Below are 16,387 nucleotides of genomic sequence, written 5' to 3'. Positions count from 1 at the left end.
ACTTATGCCTAACGTTTCTTGAGAGAGACGTTAGTGCATAAGTCTCTTTTTTATTAGTTATTTGCGGAAAACAAGGAGGGAAGCGCGGCGAAAACTTGAAGCAGGAAACAGATAAGGGAGCAACGGCTGGTTAAAAATAGATATCCAATAACAGGGGGATTTCAGATGGAAAACGAAAGAACAACCACGAAAACGATAGCGGCAAAAAAGAATGCGGGCTACCCGCACAATAACAAACCTGGAGGGGATTCCTTGGCGGCATACCAGAAAAGCTTGGAGAATATTTTTGCGGAAACGGGCAGCACTAAAGAAGGGCTCGATGAACAGTCCGTCAAAACGAAGCAAGCGGAGCACGGGTTCAACGAATTGGAAACGAAGGAACGAGATTCGGTCCTGAAGCTGTTTGTTGAGACGTTCAAGGATGCAATGGTTCTGGTGTTGCTGGCTGTTGCTACCATTCAGATGGTGATGGGGCATGCAGCAGAATCATTGATCATCTTTGCAGTTCTGATGATCAATGCGATTGTCAGCGTCATCCAGACAAGGAAAGCAGAAGGCTCGCTGGATGCATTGAAAAGTTTGTCCGCTCCGATGGCAAAAGTTAAAAGGGCCGGTATGAGGCTGACCGTTCCTGCTAGGGAATTGGTCATCGGAGATATCGTCAGCCTGGATGCTGGTGATTATGTCCCGGCAGACGGTCGACTGTTTGAAGCGAGTTCGCTCAAGGTGGATGAAGGGATGCTGACCGGGGAGTCCATCCCCGCCGATAAAGAAGTGATGGATATCAACGGAGCAGTTCCGGTGGGCGATCGCTCGAATATGGTCCATAGCGGAACGCTGGCTGTGTACGGCCGGGGAGAATTCATCGTCACCGCCATCGCCAACGACACCGAAATCGGTAAGGTGGCGAACTTATTGGATAATGCGTTGGCAAAGCAAACGCCGCTGCAAAAGAATCTGGAGCATTTCAGTAAAAATTTGGGTGTGGGCATCCTGATGCTTTCCGGACTTATTTTCGGAATCCAGTTCATCCGTATGATGGCGGAGGGAACGACGGATATCGGGTCCGGCGTACTGAGCGCCTTCATGTTCGCTGTCGCCGTCGCGGTTGCAGCGATTCCGGAAGCCCTGCAGTCGATCGTGACGATTGTCCTTTCGATCGGGACGAAAAAGATGGCCAAGAAACATGCGATCATCCGCAAATTGTCTGCAGTAGAAACGTTGGGATCGACCAGCATCATAGCCACCGATAAGACAGGAACTTTGACCCAGAATAAGATGACAATCGTCGACCATTATTTGGTGAACGGCCAATCCGGTAGTTTCAATGCTCATCCGCAGACCTGGTCATCCGATGAGCAGCGCTTGATGCAGGTCGCCGTCTTGGCTAATGATGCCAGCATCAATATGGACGGACACGAGGTGGGGGACCCCACGGAAGTAGCCATGATCGCCTTCAGCAATAAAATGAATCAGCCATACGATGAGCTAAGGAAAGCTTATCCGCGTGTGGCGGACTTGCCTTTCGATTCGGAACGCAAACTGATGTCGACGGTCCACACAATCAACGGGGAGCATCTGTTGCTGACGAAAGGCGGCCCGGATGTGGTTTTCGGGCGCAGTACCAAAGTTTTGATTGATGGAGAAGTGGTGCCGTTGACGAATGAAATCCTTGAAAACATCAAGGAAAAGAATGAACATTTTTCGGATCGTGCCCTCCGCGTATTGGCTTTCGCCTATCGGCCGATGGAGGCAGCAGAGGCGCTCGATTTCGATGCGGAGCATGATCTGATTCTGGTCGGGCTTATGGCGATGATTGATCCACCGCGCGAAGAGGTTTATGGCGCTGTTGCGGAAGCCAAGAAAGCAGGCATCAAAACGGTGATGATCACTGGCGACCATAAAACGACAGCGCGCGCGATTGCCCGCGATATCGGCATTTCGGGAGAGGACGACCTTGCTTTGACCGGACAGGAGCTGGACAACCTAAGCGATCCGGAATTGGATGCTGTTTTGGAACGTGTATCCGTCTATGCTCGGGTATCTCCTGAGAACAAAATCCGGATTGTCCGCGCGTGGCAGAAGAAAGGTCATGTCACTGCGATGACGGGTGACGGGGTGAACGATGCTCCGGCTTTGAAGCAAGCAGACATCGGCATCGCCATGGGCAGCGGAACGGATGTCGCCAAAGAGGCGGCAGCGATGGTGCTGACCGACGATAACTTCGTTTCCATCGTCAGCGCGGTCGGAGTAGGCCGCAACGTCTATGACAACATCAAGAAAGCCATCGCCTATCTCTTCTCGGGCAACTTGGGGGCCATCATCGCCATCATCGCAGCGCTGCTGATGGACTGGGTAAATCCATTCACAGCACTGCAACTGCTGTTCATCAACTTGGTCAATGATTCGATTCCCGCGATTGCATTGGGTATGGAGAAGGGCGAGCCTGATGTGATGAGTCGCAAACCAAGGGATCCAAACGAGGGCATTTTCTCCGGAGATACGCTCGTTTCTGTCATCTACCGAGGGATACTGATCGGGGGAGCCGTCATCCTTTCGCAATTCATCGGTATGGTTTATTCTGCCGAAATCAGTGTGGCGATGGCCTTCTCAACTTTGATCATCGCGCGTACTTTACAGACGTTTCCAGCGCGTTCTAATTCCCAGACCGCTATCGGAGCGGGTTTCTTTTCGAATAAATATGTCCTTTATGCTGTAGCTTTCTGCAGCACATTGTATGCGGCGACTTTGTTGCCAGCGGTGCGCGGCATCTTCTCGATACCGGCCGACTTCGGCTTGGTGCATTTCGGGATAGCAGCAGGACTGGCCTTGACCGCCGTCGCGTTGATGGAAGCGACGAAACTGATCATCAAACGAGTCAGAAACTGATGAATTCCTGAAATTAAAAAAAACGGCCGGGGAAATTGGATTCCCTGGTCGTTTTTTGCGATTAAAGCTATCATCAAGAAAAAAGGCGTTCTTTCGGCTGAGCCGGTACTTTGAACAGCAAGGCAATCACCGCAGCGAGAACCGTAAAGACGAAAAGGATCAAGTAGAGATAATTGAGCCCTACATTATCGATTACCGGACCCGCCATCAATTGGAAGAAGATGGTGCCGATGTTCCTGGAAAGCATGGCGACGACTGCAGTTCCTGTAGCGATCAGTTTCCGGTTCAGCAAGGTAGAGACCATCTTGAGGTTCAGCATGATGAAGGTTCCGGAAGCGAAAAACTTGGTCAATACGGTCGCTATCGAAAGCACTAAAAAGTCATCCGACAGGAAATTGATCAGATATTCCGTTCCTGAAAGGAACAAAACGGCCAGAAGCAGCTGTTTATTCGTGAAATGGTCCATGAAGCGGTGTGAAAAAGCCATCGCGATGACTTCCGCAAACAGGGCTACGGTCAAGGTCGTGCTGACAATTGCGACCGGGGCTCCCGTATCGGTCAAAAGCAGCGGAAGATAACTGGTGTTGACCGTGTTCGTGCCGAAAATGATGAACGCCAAAAGCAGATAAGTGATGAAAAGTTTGTTCTGGAATATATTTCTGATTGTATGCCCCCCGGAAATTTCTTCTTTCTTCTCGGCTGGCTGTTCTGAAGAGACAATCGGTTGCTCCGGTTTTGGCAACGTATAAAGGAACACGATGCTTGCGAAGTAGCAGGCGAGATAGAGAATAAAAATGGATTTTGGAGACAGAAAATCATAGATGATCCCTGAAATTTGTTGCCCGGCCGCATAGCCGATTGTTCCCCAGAGGCGAATTTGGCCGAATCTGTAAGGACTGTTGGCCGCGAGCACATCAAACAGAGGTGCGAGTCCCAAGGTGATGGCGTTCGCCAATCCGTAAACGAGCCCAAAGAGCCAGTTGCCTGTGAAGAAAAAGAGTCCCATGCTGATGACGGCTGAGATCAGGACGTAGATGGTCACCGTTTTACGCGTTCCCCATTGCTCGTTTGAATAACCGATCAGTCCTTGGATGATGAGTGCGATTATGTTTGAAAGGATCAGGATGAATGAAATTTCCGACCCGTTTTTTCCTATGTCGCGCATGTAGACGGTGATCAATGATGACAAAGCCGCCATGGACATAAAGTAGAAGATGAATAATATCACATATTGCTGATACAAACGCTCCTTAAAATACCCCATCGAATTACATTCCCCCAATAAGTTCACTAGTATACAATATTCTAACACATGATCCGGTGATAAAGCTGTTTCTTTCTTAATTTGAAAAGTGCTTCGCAAATCTCACACCAATTCTCCATAAAATTGTAAAAAGCGTTCGAAATCGGCCGTGCATCAAGCTAGGGATGCGCTATAATGATAGACAACGATACTAACGGAAAGGTGATGTCTGCTGATGTATCCACAAACCCAAAAGAAAATCGCTGAAATGCTGAAAGGCAATGTTTTCCCAGGAGTGAGCTACACCTTCATCGACATGGACAAAACAGAAACGCGAATGGTCGGATCGGCGGCGATCCTGCCTGAACGGGAATCCTTACGGGAAGGCATGCTCTATGATGTGGCATCTTTAACAAAAGTGATCGTCACGACGACGCTGCTGCTCCAGCTACAAGAAGAAGGGGCAATCAACTTCGAAGATCCGGTGCAGGCGTATCTGCCCGAGTTCCCTTCTGCTGCGGTGACGATCCGCCATCTGCTGACGCATACTTCAGATCTGAAAGGCTATATCAAAAACCGCGATGCGTTGACTGCCGATGAACTCATTGCCGCCTTGATCGCCCTTACGCCAGGAGAGAACCTAGGTAAAAATGTGGTCTATACCGATACCGGATTGCTCCTTGCGGGCTTCATCATCGAGAAGCTGACCGGAAAATCGGTGGAAAAAAATTTTGAAGAACGCATCAAACGTCCTCTTGCCATGACGGAAAGTACCTTCCATCCGACCGATCCGATGCGCTGTGTTCCTACGCAGAACCACCCGACAAGAGGCTTAATCCGGGGCGTTGTGCATGACCCCAAAGCGCTGTCTTTGGAAGGACATTGCGGGAGTGCCGGCTTGTTCGCACCAATGAAAGATTTGATCCGCTTCTCCCGGATGATGCTGCATTTTGGGGAATGGGAAGGCCAACGGATTTTGCGTGAAGAGAGTATCCGTACATTGCTGAGGGATTGGGGGAATGTCCCGAGCCAGCCACGCTCTTTGGGATGGAATCTGATTCAGGAAGGGGAAGATTTTGTATTGTGGCACACCGGTTATACCGGAACGTTTATGATACTGGATCTGAACCAGCAAACAGCGTTCATACTGCTTTCGAACCGGGTCCATCTCAAAGACCACAGACCCGAGTGGATCGCGGTCCGCGACGAGCTGATCGCCATATATAGGAAGGAAGCCCGGAAGGAAACAGCAGAATAGCAAAAAAACGCCACTTTTAGGATGGCGTTTTTTTGCTGTCCTTGGATGGACAAAGTTCTTTAGAAAGTGGGCGGCGAAGTTGCAGCTTCACCGATCCGGTTCGGAGATCCAAAGAAAAAGAGTAGTTTCTCTCAGTAACTAGAGAGTATACAGTGATACTCTGAATATAGTATGACAGCTGATTAACATTTTGGATAGTATCAAATGAGAAAATTCACATGAAAACTGCTATTGAAAATTCCACTGACAATTGATAAGATAGTGAAAGCAAAGTCCTTTAATATGATTCAGAGAGATCATGAAGGGTAACAAATCACATACATTTGATACCTTAGGTCCTTTTGCAAATAAACGTCAAAAGGGTATTTTTTTGCCCAAAAACTAGGAGGAAAAGGTATGGCAATCAACCAAAAACCGTTATTATTGGACGTGGACGAAAAACCGGAAGTTCTGAAAGGCATTCTGTTGAGTTTTCAACACGTTTTTGCAATGTTCGGAGCAACGATATTAGTTCCGTTAATTTTAGGGATGCCCGTCTCGGTCGCTTTGTTCGCGAGCGGAATCGGCACCCTGATTTATCAGGTGGCAACAAAAGCGAAAGTTCCCGTCTATCTGGGATCTTCGTTCGCCTACATTACAGCAATGGCTGTGGCCATTGAACAAATGGGCGGGGACATCAAGGCCGCACAGACAGGCGTCATCATGGTGGGGCTTGTCTACGTCCTGATCGCTGGACTTGTCAAAATGCTGGGTACGAAATGGATCGACAAATTGCTGCCTCCGATCGTCATCGGACCGATGATCATGGTCATCGGATTGGGACTGGCTTCGTCTGCAGTAACCAATGCCGGCTTCGTGGCGGATGGGGATATCCGTCATATTATTGTGGCGATTGCAACGTTCCTGATCACTTCGTTCATCAACACGAAAGGGAAAGGCTTTTTCAAAATCATACCTTTCCTGATCGGAATCATCGGAGGATACGTAATCGCACTTTTCATGGGTCTGGTCGATTTCCAACCTGTATTGGATGCGAAATGGTTCGAACTGCCGGGATTCTATCTACCGTTTGAAACACCTTGGTTCAATTCTTACGATCTGTATTTCGGACCGGAAACATTGGCCATCATCCCAGTCGCATTGGTTACGATTTCTGAACATATCGGTGACCATACTGTTTTGGGCAAAATCTGTAACCGTCAATTCCTGAAAGATCCGGGTCTTTCCCGGACGCTTATGGGCGATGGTGTAGCGACTGCGGTTTCAGCTTTCATCGGTGGACCGGCGAATACGACTTACGGTGAAAATACCGGCGTCATCGGGATGACGCGCATCGCATCCGTTTCCGTCATCCGTAACGCTGCCTTCATCGCAATCGGTTTGAGCTTCTTCGGAAAATTCACTGCGCTGATTTCAACCATCCCAACATCTGTATTGGGCGGGATGTCCATTCTGTTGTATGGTGTCATCGCCAGTAATGGTCTGAAAGTATTGATCGAAGAACAAATCGATTTCAACCACGTCCGCAACCTGATCATCGCCAGCTCGATGCTAGTGCTGGGACTGGGCGGCGCGGTTCTGGATATCGCAGGCGTGGTTACCTTGTCAGGTACAGCATTGAGCGCTATTACCGGTATTGCGTTGAACTTGGTTCTGCCGCATGAAGAAGCGTATAATCCAAAACATCCGATTCATAAAAAAGAAGAGCACAAACATTAATGCAAAAAAGGCATCGCCGCTCAATTACAGAGCGGCGATGCCTTTTTTCTATTGGGATTTTTGGGTGCTTAGACCAAAAAAACTATGCGAACTATCAGTCGCCCCAGACTTCGTCAGCGATCTGTTTGACCAAAGCCAATTTCGCCCACTGTTGCTCTTCCGTCAGATTGTTTCCTTCTTCGGTCGAAGCGAAGCCGCATTGCGGGCTCAGGCATAATTGCTCCAACGGCACATACTTGGTTGCTTCAGTGATGCGTGCTTTGACTTCGGCGATATCTTCCAATTCCGGTGTTTTTGAAGTGATCAAGCCTAGGATAATTTGGCCGTCGCCTGTGTAGTAGCGCAATGGTTCGAACCCACCAGCACGGTCAGTGTCGTATTCCAGAAAGAAGCCGTCAAAGCCGGTTTCGCCGAACAATTCTTTCGCAACAGGCTCATAAGCGCCTTCTTGCGAGTAGGACGAGCGGAAATTGCCGCGGCAGATATGCGTCGTGACGACCAGATCTTCAGGCAGACCGATCTGGATATTTTTGACGTTTTCAGTAGCGACGCGTTTCAATTCATCGTAAGTTTCCTGAGAACCGAAGATTTCCAATGCTTTGTCCGAGCAAAGGTCGCCCCAGAAAGTGTCATCGATCTGGATGTAACGGTTACCCAACGAGTAGAAGTGCAAGATGGTGTCGCGGTATGCCTGTTGTAGATCGGCAGCATACTCCTCCAATGTAGGATAAATTTCTTCATTGCGGAAACCGAGGCGGATCAATTGGTTCGGGCTCGGGATCGATACTTTCGCAACGGCTCTATCGCCGACTGCTTCAGCCAAGAAAGCATAGTCCGCAAAGAAGGGATGTTCCGGATTAAAGGCGATTTTGCCGATGTTGCGGACGCTGTGGGCGCTGGTCACAACGTTGTGGAATTGTTTGCCTTGAGCCGCAAGGTAACCTTCAAAGCCCAAGAGGTTCTCAAGGAAATCGAAATGCCAATAAGAGCGTCGGAACTCTCCGTCGGTGATGCCTTTGTAGCCAAGCGCAATCTGTTTGTCGACGATGCGCGTGATTTCAACATTTTCGATTTCGCGCAGGGCTTCCTTCGTGATTTTGCCTTCAGCCAGCTCTTTGCGGGCTTTTTTGATGCTTTCGGGACGCAAGAAACTTCCTACGTGGTCTGCGCGGAAAGGCGCTTTCGTTCTGTTTAAAGTTGTCTGGGTTGTCATGATAATTTCCTTCTCTCGTTTGTTTTTTTTGTAAAAAAATACGTCCTTGCGCTGTGCTGCGCAAGGACGTATGAAAGATTCACCGTGTTACCACCTTGATTCAGAAAAACCTCTCGATTTTCCCCTTAACCAGTACGCCGCAACAAATCGCTGTTCCGGGATACTGTGATGCTGTAACGGGCATTCCCGTGGAGAGCTAAGGTTCTAAAAAGAGCGTTCGCCGTCCACTCACTCGAAGACCATTTTCCGGATAGCATCCCTGTCCTCTTCTCAACTGCCGAGGTTCTCTGTGCATTTCGTCCATCCGTACTTATCTTTTCAATGTGATTTTATTTTGAAATTTATATATATAATAACAAGCGAATAAGAATGAGTCAAACCTTTTTTAATTAATTTTTCATTTTGGTGTATTTTCATTTCGATTCTTTCTGTTCAAGAAGGAAATTGCAATTCATACCGTGAGAGTATATACTTCATATAGATAGGTGTCTATATGAAGGCGTTAAGGGCGACAGAACGGGCCGGAGTGCCTCAAAAGACAGCAGGAAAAGAGGAACTGAATATGACGATTGAATACAAAATTTACGCGAAATGCCTGAAAGTCTTATCGGACGAAACAAGATTGGAAATCATGGATTTACTGTCGGAAGGGGAAATGTGCGCCTGTGCGTTATTGGATCAGTTTTCGATCACACAACCGACTTTATCCTATCACATGAAAATGATGAAGGATTGTGGCTTGGTGGACAGCAGGAAAGACGGCATTTGGGTCAAATACTCCGTGAATCATGAAAAGTTGGATGAGTTGAAGGACTTTTTTCAGACCATGGCAAAACAAAACACCACTGTATAATTCATTCGAAAGCAGGGGATGGAAATGGAAATCAAAATATTGGGACCGGGGTGCCGGAACTGCGAAAAATTGCAAGTCAATGCAGTCGAGGCGCTTAAAAAGATCGGCATGGAAGCAACCATCATCAAAGTTGAGGACCCGAAAGAAATCGCAAAGTACGGCATTATGCAGACTCCGGGGCTGGTCATCAATGAAAAGGTCGTCTCATATGGGCGTATCCTGACGCCCAAACACATTGCAGAACTGTTGCAAAAGTGACAAAAAGAGAAAAGCCTATCCTTGAATGAACAAGCTGCGAAACTGGGGTTCTGCTCCTGCATTATCGCAGCTTTTTTGAAGCCTTTCACTACCCAAAAACAACACATTGACACTTATCTATGTGTGGGCGTATACTGATATATAGATAAACATCAATGTCTTGGGTAGTAAAAATACAAACTAGAAGGTGCAATTCGTTATGGGAATTTTTCAATGGTTAAATGATCAGTTATTAAAAATGCAGTGGCTAAGCGATTTGGTTGGTATACTTGTCCGGGATGTCTTCGGATTGGACCTCGCCAGTAGGGTAGGCGGCAGCATCCATTTCTTCATCTACGACGTCATCAAAATCTTCATTCTGTTGTCGGTGCTGATTTTCTCGATTTCATACGTGCAAAGCTTTTTCCCGCCTGAGCGGACGAAGAAAATTCTAGGACGTTTTGATGGGATCACCGCCAATATTCTGGCGGCGTTGCTGGGGACGATCACACCATTCTGTTCCTGTTCTTCGATTCCGCTTTTCATCGGCTTCACCGGTTCGGGACTGCCGTTGGGTGTGACGTTTTCGTTCCTGATTTCTTCACCGCTTGTTGACTTGGCATCGATTATCCTCTTGGCCAGCATCTTCAACTGGAAGATTGCCATCGCCTATGTTGTTGTGGGACTGATCCTTGCGGTTGTCGGCGGAACTTTCATCGGGAAAGCGCACCTGGAGGACCAGGTCGAATCCTTTGTGTTCGGTAGCCCGACAATTGAACTTGAGGAAGCCGAGTTGACAAGGAGAGATCGTGTCGATTATGCAGTTGATCAGGTGAAGGAAGTCGTCCAAAAAGTATGGCTTTACGTGCTCCTTGGGGTCGGTATCGGGGCGGCCATCCACAACTGGATTCCGGAATCCGTCATCACAGCTCTGTTGGGTCAGGATAAATGGTATTCAGTATTGGTGGCAACATTCGTCGGGATTCCGATGTATGCGGATATTTTCGGGACGCTGCCCATTTCCGAAGCACTTGTCGCAAAAGGGGTCGGATTGGGAACCGTACTTTCCTTCATGATGGGCGTGACGGCATTGTCCTTGCCGTCGATGGTCATGCTGAAACAGGTCGTAAAACCGAAATTGTTGGGCCTTTTCTTCGGAATCGTGGCAGTCGGCATCATCATCATCGGCTATGTGTTCAATTTCTTGGGACCTATTTTTATGTGATCAAAAAAATAATAAACAGGAGGAATATCATCATGGAAATCAAAATTTTGGGTATAGGCTGCAAAAATTGCGTGAATTTGGCTAAGAACACGGAAGAGGCATTGAAGGAACTGGGGATGGAAGCAACCATCACAAAAGTGACCGACATGAAGGACATCGCAAAATACGGCATCATGCGCACTCCGGGATTGGTCATCGACGAAAAAGTTGTTTCCTACGGTAAAGTCGCCAGTACGGAAGAAATTACAGAATTGTTGAAAAAATAAGCAAGTTACCAAAAGTGCGGGAATAGACACATTTATCCCCGCACTTTTTTTGTTTCATGTTGAATTCAGCATTGACTATAGATAGAAGAAAATCTATATTATAAGAGTACCAATATTTAAATGAAAACAATACAAGATTCATCTTCAAATAGAAAGAGAATGAGGAGATACGAAAAATGACAAACATCACTATTTTTGAACCGGAAACAAGCAGCAGCTTGTTCAGCAGTCAGGATGCCATGCGCATTGCAGCAGTAATGCAGGCCTTGGAGGGACTGGAGAATTACGAGGCATTGCTTTTTAATTTAACCGATGATGCGGATCAATTCACGCTCAACAAGGCCGTTAAAGAAAAAATCGAGGCGGAAGGCAATAGCGTATTGCCGATCACTGTTGTGGATGGAGCAATCGTGAAAAGCGGCAACTATCCGACCAACGATGAAATCACAAGCTACATCGGCGTCCGCTTCATTGAAGAAACGGAAGGTTCATGTGGTTGCGGCGGCTGTGGTTGTGGCGGTTCGGAGGAATTTGCCGAAGCGGAAAAAGAAGAAAAAGAAGAATCCGGTTGCTGCGGTGGCCATGGCGAAAAAGGCGGCTGTGGCTGCGGTGGACAGGGGCACCATCATCACCATAAACATGAGGAAGCTGCAAAAGCAACTAAGGGCTCGTGCGGTTGTGGGAATGGCGGCTGTTGCTAGCAAAAATAAAGAATACTCGTGTCTCGGGTTACCTAGGCTCGAGTTTCTTTTTCCACGATAGATAGAAAAACTTCTATGTAAAAAGGGGATTCAGCAATCATGGATTATGAAAATTATGCAAAAGTCGCAAAAGCTTTGGCCGACCCGAAGCGCGTCAAAATTGTCGATATGCTTTCTTGCGGAGCCATGTGTGCCTGCGACATACTGGAACATTTCGATTTTACCCAGCCAACTTTATCCCATCATATCAATCTTTTGGTGAAGGCGGGATTGGTGACGACGGAAAAATCCGGCACGTGGCATTATTACGATCTGAATAAAAACGCCTTTGAAAAATTCAAGACGGACACAGCGGAACTGACGGCTGATACACCGGCCTGCATCTGCGAACCTGTACGGTCAAAAGTGGTGTGTGCAATAGAAAAAAGAGCTGATCAGGTGACGCAAAAATAGAGCTGTAAAGAGCGTAAAACAATAAATGGGGGTATAATAAAATGAGTGGAAAAGAGCAAACAAGCATTTCGTTCTTCAATAAGTATTTGAGCGTCTGGGTAGCCAGTTGCATGGTGGTGGGGGTTTTGATCGGCAAGTATTTGCCGACTATACCTGAATTCTTCGGTAAATTCGAATATGCGAACGTGTCGATCCCGACGGCCGTGTTGATCTGGGTCATGATCTATCCGATGATGATGAAGGTGGATTTCCAAAGTGTCCGGGATGTCGGAAAAAATCCGAAAGGACTCTATGTCACATGGGCAGTGAACTGGTTGATCAAACCGTTCAGCATGTACGCCATTTCCGCTTTTTTCTTTTTTGTCGTCTTCAAGAATTTCATTACGCCTGAGTTGGCGACGGAGTATTTGGCCGGTGCGATTCTGCTGGGAGCTGCACCTTGTACAGCGATGGTGTTTGTCTGGAGTCAATTGACAAAAGGCAATCCGGCGTACACCGTCGTCCAAGTAGCCACCAATGATCTGATCATCCTGGTTGCCTTCATTCCGATCGTCAAATTTTTATTGGGCGTCAGCAATGTAACGGTGCCTTGGGATACCTTGATTTTGTCCGTTGTGTTGTTTGTCGTGATTCCGTTGGTCGGTGGTGTTTTGACGCGGATCTTCGTCACAAAGAAAAAAGGCGTCACTTATTTCGAGAAGGATTTTCTTTCGAAATTTGATGGCGTAACTACAGCGGGGTTGTTGTTGATGCTGGTCTTATTGTTCTCTTTCCAAGGAGAGGTCATCCTGGAGAACCCGTTGCACATTTTGATGATCGCAGTACCTTTGATCCTGCAGACATTCCTGATTTTCTTCATTGCCTATTTTGCAAGCAAGGCCTTGAAGCTTCCACACGCAATCGCCGCGCCAGCCGGGATGATCGGCGCATCGAACTTTTTTGAATTATCGGTGGCGGTTGCCATCGCGTTGTTCGGAATGGATTCTCCAGCAGCATTGGCGACGGTTGTGGGTGTCTTGACTGAAGTGCCGGTGATGCTGATTTTGGTGAAAATCGCCAATTCAACAAGACATTGGTTTCCGGAAAAAGAAAATAGTGCAGTGAATCCTGTAAAGGCGGTAAAATAAGCCATCTTTTAACTGAAAAGGAGAATGAATTATGAAAATCATCGTAATCGGTTCGGTAGCGGCGGGTACCTCCGTTGCGGCCAAAGCGCGCAGAAACACAGAAGAAGCGGAGATTGTCGTCTATGACCAAGGAAAGGACATTTCCTATTCTGTCTGCGGGATCCCCTACAAAATTGGCGGGGAAGTCGATTCAGTGGATCGCCTGACACCACGAGATGCGAAATGGTTCAAAAAGAGATATGATGTCTCCATCTTTACAGAACACAGAGTGACGAAAGTAGATCATGAAGCCAAAAAGATTCAAGTTAAAGATCTGAAGACCGGCGAAGTCAAAGAGGACGCTTATGATGTGTTGGTTTTCGCGACAGGTGCGGCTCCGCTGACGCCTCCACCGTTCGATCAGGCTGAATACGATAATGTCTTCCACGTCCGCAATATCCAGGACCTTCGTGAGATTGAAAGTTACTCGGAAACGAACCAACCTAAAAAAGCGCTGCTCATCGGTGCCGGGTTCATCGGTCTGGAAATGACCGAACAGCTCGTGCATAAAGGCTGGGATGTTACTATCGTGCAGCTGGAAAATCAAGTGATGCCGCCGATGGACGCGGATATGGCTTTCCGGGTGGAAGAAGTGCTGATGGCCAACGGGGTGCATTTGCACCTCGGGGATACGGTCAAGACCATCGAAGGTAAGGGGACCGTCAAAAAAGTAGTGACGACATATGGTGCCACCATCGAAACGGATATCGTCATCCTGGCTGCCGGCGTGCGACCGAACACTGAGCTCGCTAAAGAAATCGGCGTCACGATCGGAGCGACGGGTGCGGTTGCCGTCAACAGCAAAATGCAGACGAACATCCAGGATGTATATGCGGTCGGTGATGTGGCCGAAAGCTTCTCCGCCATTACAGGCAAACCGATTTACCGTCCATTAGGCTCTACGGCCAACAAGATGGGACGTATCGCCGGAGATGTGATCACAGGCGGAAATCTGGAACATCGCGGGGTGCTGGGTACCGGCATCTTCCGCGTATTCGATCTGCATGTTGGCCAGACTGGCATGACCGAAAAAGAAGCGAAGGCGTCCGATTATGCCGTGGAGGTCCTATACAATATCAAGCCGGACCACGCCGAATACCTTGGCGGCAAGGAACTGATCATCAAGGCATTGGCAGATAAAGCCACCGGACGAGTCTTAGGCGCACAAGTTTTAGGATCGCAAGGTGTGGACAAACGGATCGATGTCCTCGCCACTGCCATCACTTTCAAGGCGAAAGCGGAAGACCTGTTCCATCTGGATTTGGCCTATGCACCGCCATTCGGAACGACAAAAGACCCTATCCATTATACAGGCATGGCATTGGATAACGCCTTACACGGAAATCCTTTGATGACGCCAGCCCGGCTGGTTGAAATGCAGCAAAAAGGCGAATCTATCCAGGTCATCGACACGCGTTCCGCCAAAGACTTCGAGAAGAGCCACGTCCAAGATGCGATCCACGTCCCGTTAGGGGAACTGCGCGTACGCGCCGGTGAGCTTTCCAAAGATATCCCGACAGTTACCTACTGCAACAAAGGTGTGACCGGAAATGCCGCCCAGAATATCCTGATCAATTTAGGCTTCAAGGAAGTCTACAACCTTTCAGGCGGCAACAAAAATTATCAAAGTTACCTCATAATGCTGAAGAGAAAAAACTAAAAGGTGAGTCTTTGATTGTATGTGAGAAAAATGGAGAATCTCCGAAATGGATTCTCCATTTTCTTTGGATTAAAATCTGATTAGGGGTGGCAATTGTGAAAACGAGTGATAAAATGAAAAGTAAGTAAAATGTTGGGAGGATGAATAGATGAAGTATGATTTCGAAACACCCGTCAATCGGAGCAATACAGGGTCCGAAAAATGGGCAGCCATGTACAGAAGCAATCCGAATGTGGGAAAGGATGTTTTTCCTTTTTCTGTTGCGGATTTGGACATAAAGACAGCGCCGGAGATCGTCGAGGGTTTGCAGGAATACATTGAAACAGCCGTAATGGGCTATGATCTGCCGACCGAAGACTATTACAGCGCAATCATCAATTGGATGGGAAACCGCCATGCTTGGGAAATCAAGAAGGAATGGATCATCTGTACACCAGGCATCATCGCGGCATTCTATTCCGCTATTCGGGCGTATACCGATCCAGGCGATGGTGTCCTTTACATGGGGCCGGTCTATTATCCGTTCATGAAGTCAATCAAAAATACGAAACGCAAGCTTATCAACAATTCTTTGATCCGCAACGGTGATCGTTATGAAATTGATTTTGAGGGTTTGACTGAGAAAGCCAAAGAACCGAATACAAAGCTGATGCTGTTCAGCAACCCGCATAATCCAGTCGGCCGCGTCTGGACCAAAGCGGAATTGGAGCGTGTCGTCGACATCTGTGCCGCCAATGATGTTGTGATTTTGGCGGATGAAATCCACCATGATCTGATCATGCCCGGCCATGTTTTCACACCGATGGCATCCATATCCGAATCAGCTGCGGACATCTGCATCACGGCAACCGCCGCCAGCAAGTCCTTCAATATCGCAGGCCTGCGCAATTCCAATGTCATCATTTCGAATCCGGAGCTCCACACGGCTTTCAAGATGGATATGGAAATGACCGGCATTGGCGGAGGAACCAATGTTATCGGCTTGAAGGCGACAGAGATCGCCTACACGGCAGCCGAGGACTGGTTGGAGGCGTTCAAAGCTTTGATCTGGCACAACCATGAGACGCTGAAGAAGTTCTTGGCGAAGGAACTGCCGGAAGTGACTGTCTTCGATCTGGAAGGCACCTACCTGCAATGGACGGATTTCAGTGCCTTTGGGTTGTCGCACAAGCAGTTGGAAGAAATCATGGAGCAGGAAGCGCAAGTGTTCCTGGATGAAGGCTACATCTTCGGGGACGAGGGTCGAGGATATGAGCGGATCAGTCTGGGGGCACCTACGAAAACGTTGATGGAAGCGATGGAGCGCTTGGTAACAGTCATGAAAAAATACCGGACACAAAATCAATAGAAAAACTGAGGGCTGTCTCGATTTTTCGAGGCAGCCCTAGAGTTTTGGTGGAAACCCATGGACAGCAGCGCGCTGCTCCCACTTCAGCTGATTTACTTCGTCCAAGCGGAATCCGGTTTTGCAAACAATAATATCTAAAGAATTTTATAAAATTAT

The 16,387-nt window shown here is 47.9% G+C and carries 14 protein-coding genes; 12 read left to right on the top strand and 2 right to left on the bottom strand.

Going from position 1 to position 16,387, the window contains the following annotated elements:
• Nucleotides 1-165: 165 nt before the first annotated feature.
• A complete protein-coding gene (locus ACKPCD_RS13325) occupies nucleotides 166-2,889 on the top strand; it encodes a cation-translocating P-type ATPase (RefSeq protein WP_321433487.1) in 2,724 nt (907 codons plus the stop codon).
• Nucleotides 2,890-2,962: 73 nt separating this feature from the next.
• Here the strand turns inward: ACKPCD_RS13325 and ACKPCD_RS13320 are convergent, their stop codons facing one another.
• Nucleotides 2,963-4,153: an MFS transporter gene (locus ACKPCD_RS13320; RefSeq protein WP_068559162.1), complete on the bottom strand. Its 1,191-nt coding sequence runs from the start codon at nucleotides 4,151-4,153 to the stop codon at nucleotides 2,963-2,965.
• 214 nt (nucleotides 4,154-4,367) lie between these two features.
• On the opposite strand from ACKPCD_RS13320, the gene ACKPCD_RS13315 reads away from it, so the two are divergent.
• Together ACKPCD_RS13315 and ACKPCD_RS13310 are read left to right on the top strand one after the other, a co-directional pair.
• The gene (locus ACKPCD_RS13315; RefSeq protein WP_321433486.1) at nucleotides 4,368-5,390 is read left to right on the top strand and encodes a serine hydrolase domain-containing protein; all 1,023 of its coding nucleotides are present in this window, start codon (nucleotides 4,368-4,370) and stop codon (nucleotides 5,388-5,390) included.
• A 396-nt stretch (nucleotides 5,391-5,786) separates the two neighbouring features.
• The gene (locus tag ACKPCD_RS13310; protein WP_321433485.1) at nucleotides 5,787-7,109 is read left to right on the top strand and encodes a uracil-xanthine permease family protein; all 1,323 of its coding nucleotides are present in this window, start codon (nucleotides 5,787-5,789) and stop codon (nucleotides 7,107-7,109) included.
• 94 nt (nucleotides 7,110-7,203) lie between these two features.
• On the opposite strand, the gene ACKPCD_RS13305 is transcribed toward ACKPCD_RS13310, so the two are convergent.
• Nucleotides 7,204-8,322, bottom strand: coding sequence for a 5-methyltetrahydropteroyltriglutamate--homocysteine S-methyltransferase (locus tag ACKPCD_RS13305; protein ID WP_321433484.1), 1,119 nt, complete (start codon nucleotides 8,320-8,322; stop codon nucleotides 7,204-7,206).
• 562 nt (nucleotides 8,323-8,884) lie between these two features.
• On the opposite strand from ACKPCD_RS13305, the gene ACKPCD_RS13300 reads away from it, so the two are divergent.
• From ACKPCD_RS13300 to ACKPCD_RS13260, 9 genes are all read left to right on the top strand, one after another.
• The gene (locus ACKPCD_RS13300; RefSeq protein ID WP_086988823.1) at nucleotides 8,885-9,175 is read left to right on the top strand and encodes an ArsR/SmtB family transcription factor; all 291 of its coding nucleotides are present in this window, start codon (nucleotides 8,885-8,887) and stop codon (nucleotides 9,173-9,175) included.
• Nucleotides 9,176-9,199: 24 nt separating this feature from the next.
• Entirely contained in the window at nucleotides 9,200-9,433 is a 234-nt protein-coding gene (locus ACKPCD_RS13295) for a thioredoxin family protein (RefSeq protein ID WP_276645475.1), read from the top strand.
• A 199-nt stretch (nucleotides 9,434-9,632) separates the two neighbouring features.
• A complete protein-coding gene (locus ACKPCD_RS13290) occupies nucleotides 9,633-10,637 on the top strand; it encodes a permease (RefSeq protein WP_288925646.1) in 1,005 nt (334 codons plus the stop codon).
• A 32-nt stretch (nucleotides 10,638-10,669) separates the two neighbouring features.
• Entirely contained in the window at nucleotides 10,670-10,903 is a 234-nt protein-coding gene (locus ACKPCD_RS13285; protein ID WP_068559151.1) for a thioredoxin family protein, read from the top strand.
• Nucleotides 10,904-11,079: 176 nt separating this feature from the next.
• Nucleotides 11,080-11,604: an arsenic metallochaperone ArsD family protein gene (locus ACKPCD_RS13280; protein ID WP_086988825.1), complete on the top strand. Its 525-nt coding sequence runs from the start codon at nucleotides 11,080-11,082 to the stop codon at nucleotides 11,602-11,604.
• Nucleotides 11,605-11,703: 99 nt separating this feature from the next.
• Entirely contained in the window at nucleotides 11,704-12,057 is a 354-nt protein-coding gene (locus ACKPCD_RS13275) for an ArsR/SmtB family transcription factor (protein WP_068559148.1), read from the top strand.
• Between the two features lie 41 nt (nucleotides 12,058-12,098).
• Nucleotides 12,099-13,184: an ACR3 family arsenite efflux transporter gene (gene arsB / locus ACKPCD_RS13270; RefSeq protein WP_321433483.1), complete on the top strand. Its 1,086-nt coding sequence runs from the start codon at nucleotides 12,099-12,101 to the stop codon at nucleotides 13,182-13,184.
• A 31-nt stretch (nucleotides 13,185-13,215) separates the two neighbouring features.
• Nucleotides 13,216-14,883, top strand: coding sequence for an FAD-dependent oxidoreductase (locus ACKPCD_RS13265; RefSeq protein ID WP_321433482.1), 1,668 nt, complete (start codon nucleotides 13,216-13,218; stop codon nucleotides 14,881-14,883).
• 148 nt (nucleotides 14,884-15,031) lie between these two features.
• On the top strand, nucleotides 15,032-16,231 hold the full coding sequence (locus ACKPCD_RS13260; protein ID WP_321433481.1) for a MalY/PatB family protein: 1,200 nt from the start codon (nucleotides 15,032-15,034) through the stop codon (nucleotides 16,229-16,231).
• Nucleotides 16,232-16,387: the final 156 nt, after the last annotated feature.

Origin of the sequence: Trichococcus flocculiformis, assembly GCF_963662535.1 — a bacterium.
GTDB lineage: Bacteria > Bacillota > Bacilli > Lactobacillales > Aerococcaceae > Trichococcus > Trichococcus flocculiformis.
This window is presented reverse-complemented; position numbering and strand designations above follow the sequence as displayed.

Excerpts from the sequence above, each read along its gene's own strand:
- ACKPCD_RS13325 (WP_321433487.1), top strand. The coding sequence starts at position 166 with ATGGAAAACGAAAGAACAACCACGAAAACGATAGCGGCAAAAAAGAAT.
- ACKPCD_RS13320 (WP_068559162.1), bottom strand. The coding sequence starts at position 4,153 with ATGGGGTATTTTAAGGAGCGTTTGTATCAGCAATATGTGATATTATTC.
- ACKPCD_RS13315 (WP_321433486.1), top strand. The coding sequence starts at position 4,368 with ATGTATCCACAAACCCAAAAGAAAATCGCTGAAATGCTGAAAGGCAAT.
- ACKPCD_RS13310 (WP_321433485.1), top strand. The coding sequence starts at position 5,787 with ATGGCAATCAACCAAAAACCGTTATTATTGGACGTGGACGAAAAACCG.
- ACKPCD_RS13305 (WP_321433484.1), bottom strand. The coding sequence starts at position 8,322 with ATGACAACCCAGACAACTTTAAACAGAACGAAAGCGCCTTTCCGCGCA.
- ACKPCD_RS13300 (WP_086988823.1), top strand. The coding sequence starts at position 8,885 with ATGACGATTGAATACAAAATTTACGCGAAATGCCTGAAAGTCTTATCG.
- ACKPCD_RS13295 (WP_276645475.1), top strand. The coding sequence starts at position 9,200 with ATGGAAATCAAAATATTGGGACCGGGGTGCCGGAACTGCGAAAAATTG.
- ACKPCD_RS13290 (WP_288925646.1), top strand. The coding sequence starts at position 9,633 with ATGGGAATTTTTCAATGGTTAAATGATCAGTTATTAAAAATGCAGTGG.
- ACKPCD_RS13285 (WP_068559151.1), top strand. The coding sequence starts at position 10,670 with ATGGAAATCAAAATTTTGGGTATAGGCTGCAAAAATTGCGTGAATTTG.
- ACKPCD_RS13280 (WP_086988825.1), top strand. The coding sequence starts at position 11,080 with ATGACAAACATCACTATTTTTGAACCGGAAACAAGCAGCAGCTTGTTC.
- ACKPCD_RS13275 (WP_068559148.1), top strand. The coding sequence starts at position 11,704 with ATGGATTATGAAAATTATGCAAAAGTCGCAAAAGCTTTGGCCGACCCG.
- arsB (WP_321433483.1), top strand. The coding sequence starts at position 12,099 with ATGAGTGGAAAAGAGCAAACAAGCATTTCGTTCTTCAATAAGTATTTG.
- ACKPCD_RS13265 (WP_321433482.1), top strand. The coding sequence starts at position 13,216 with ATGAAAATCATCGTAATCGGTTCGGTAGCGGCGGGTACCTCCGTTGCG.
- ACKPCD_RS13260 (WP_321433481.1), top strand. The coding sequence starts at position 15,032 with ATGAAGTATGATTTCGAAACACCCGTCAATCGGAGCAATACAGGGTCC.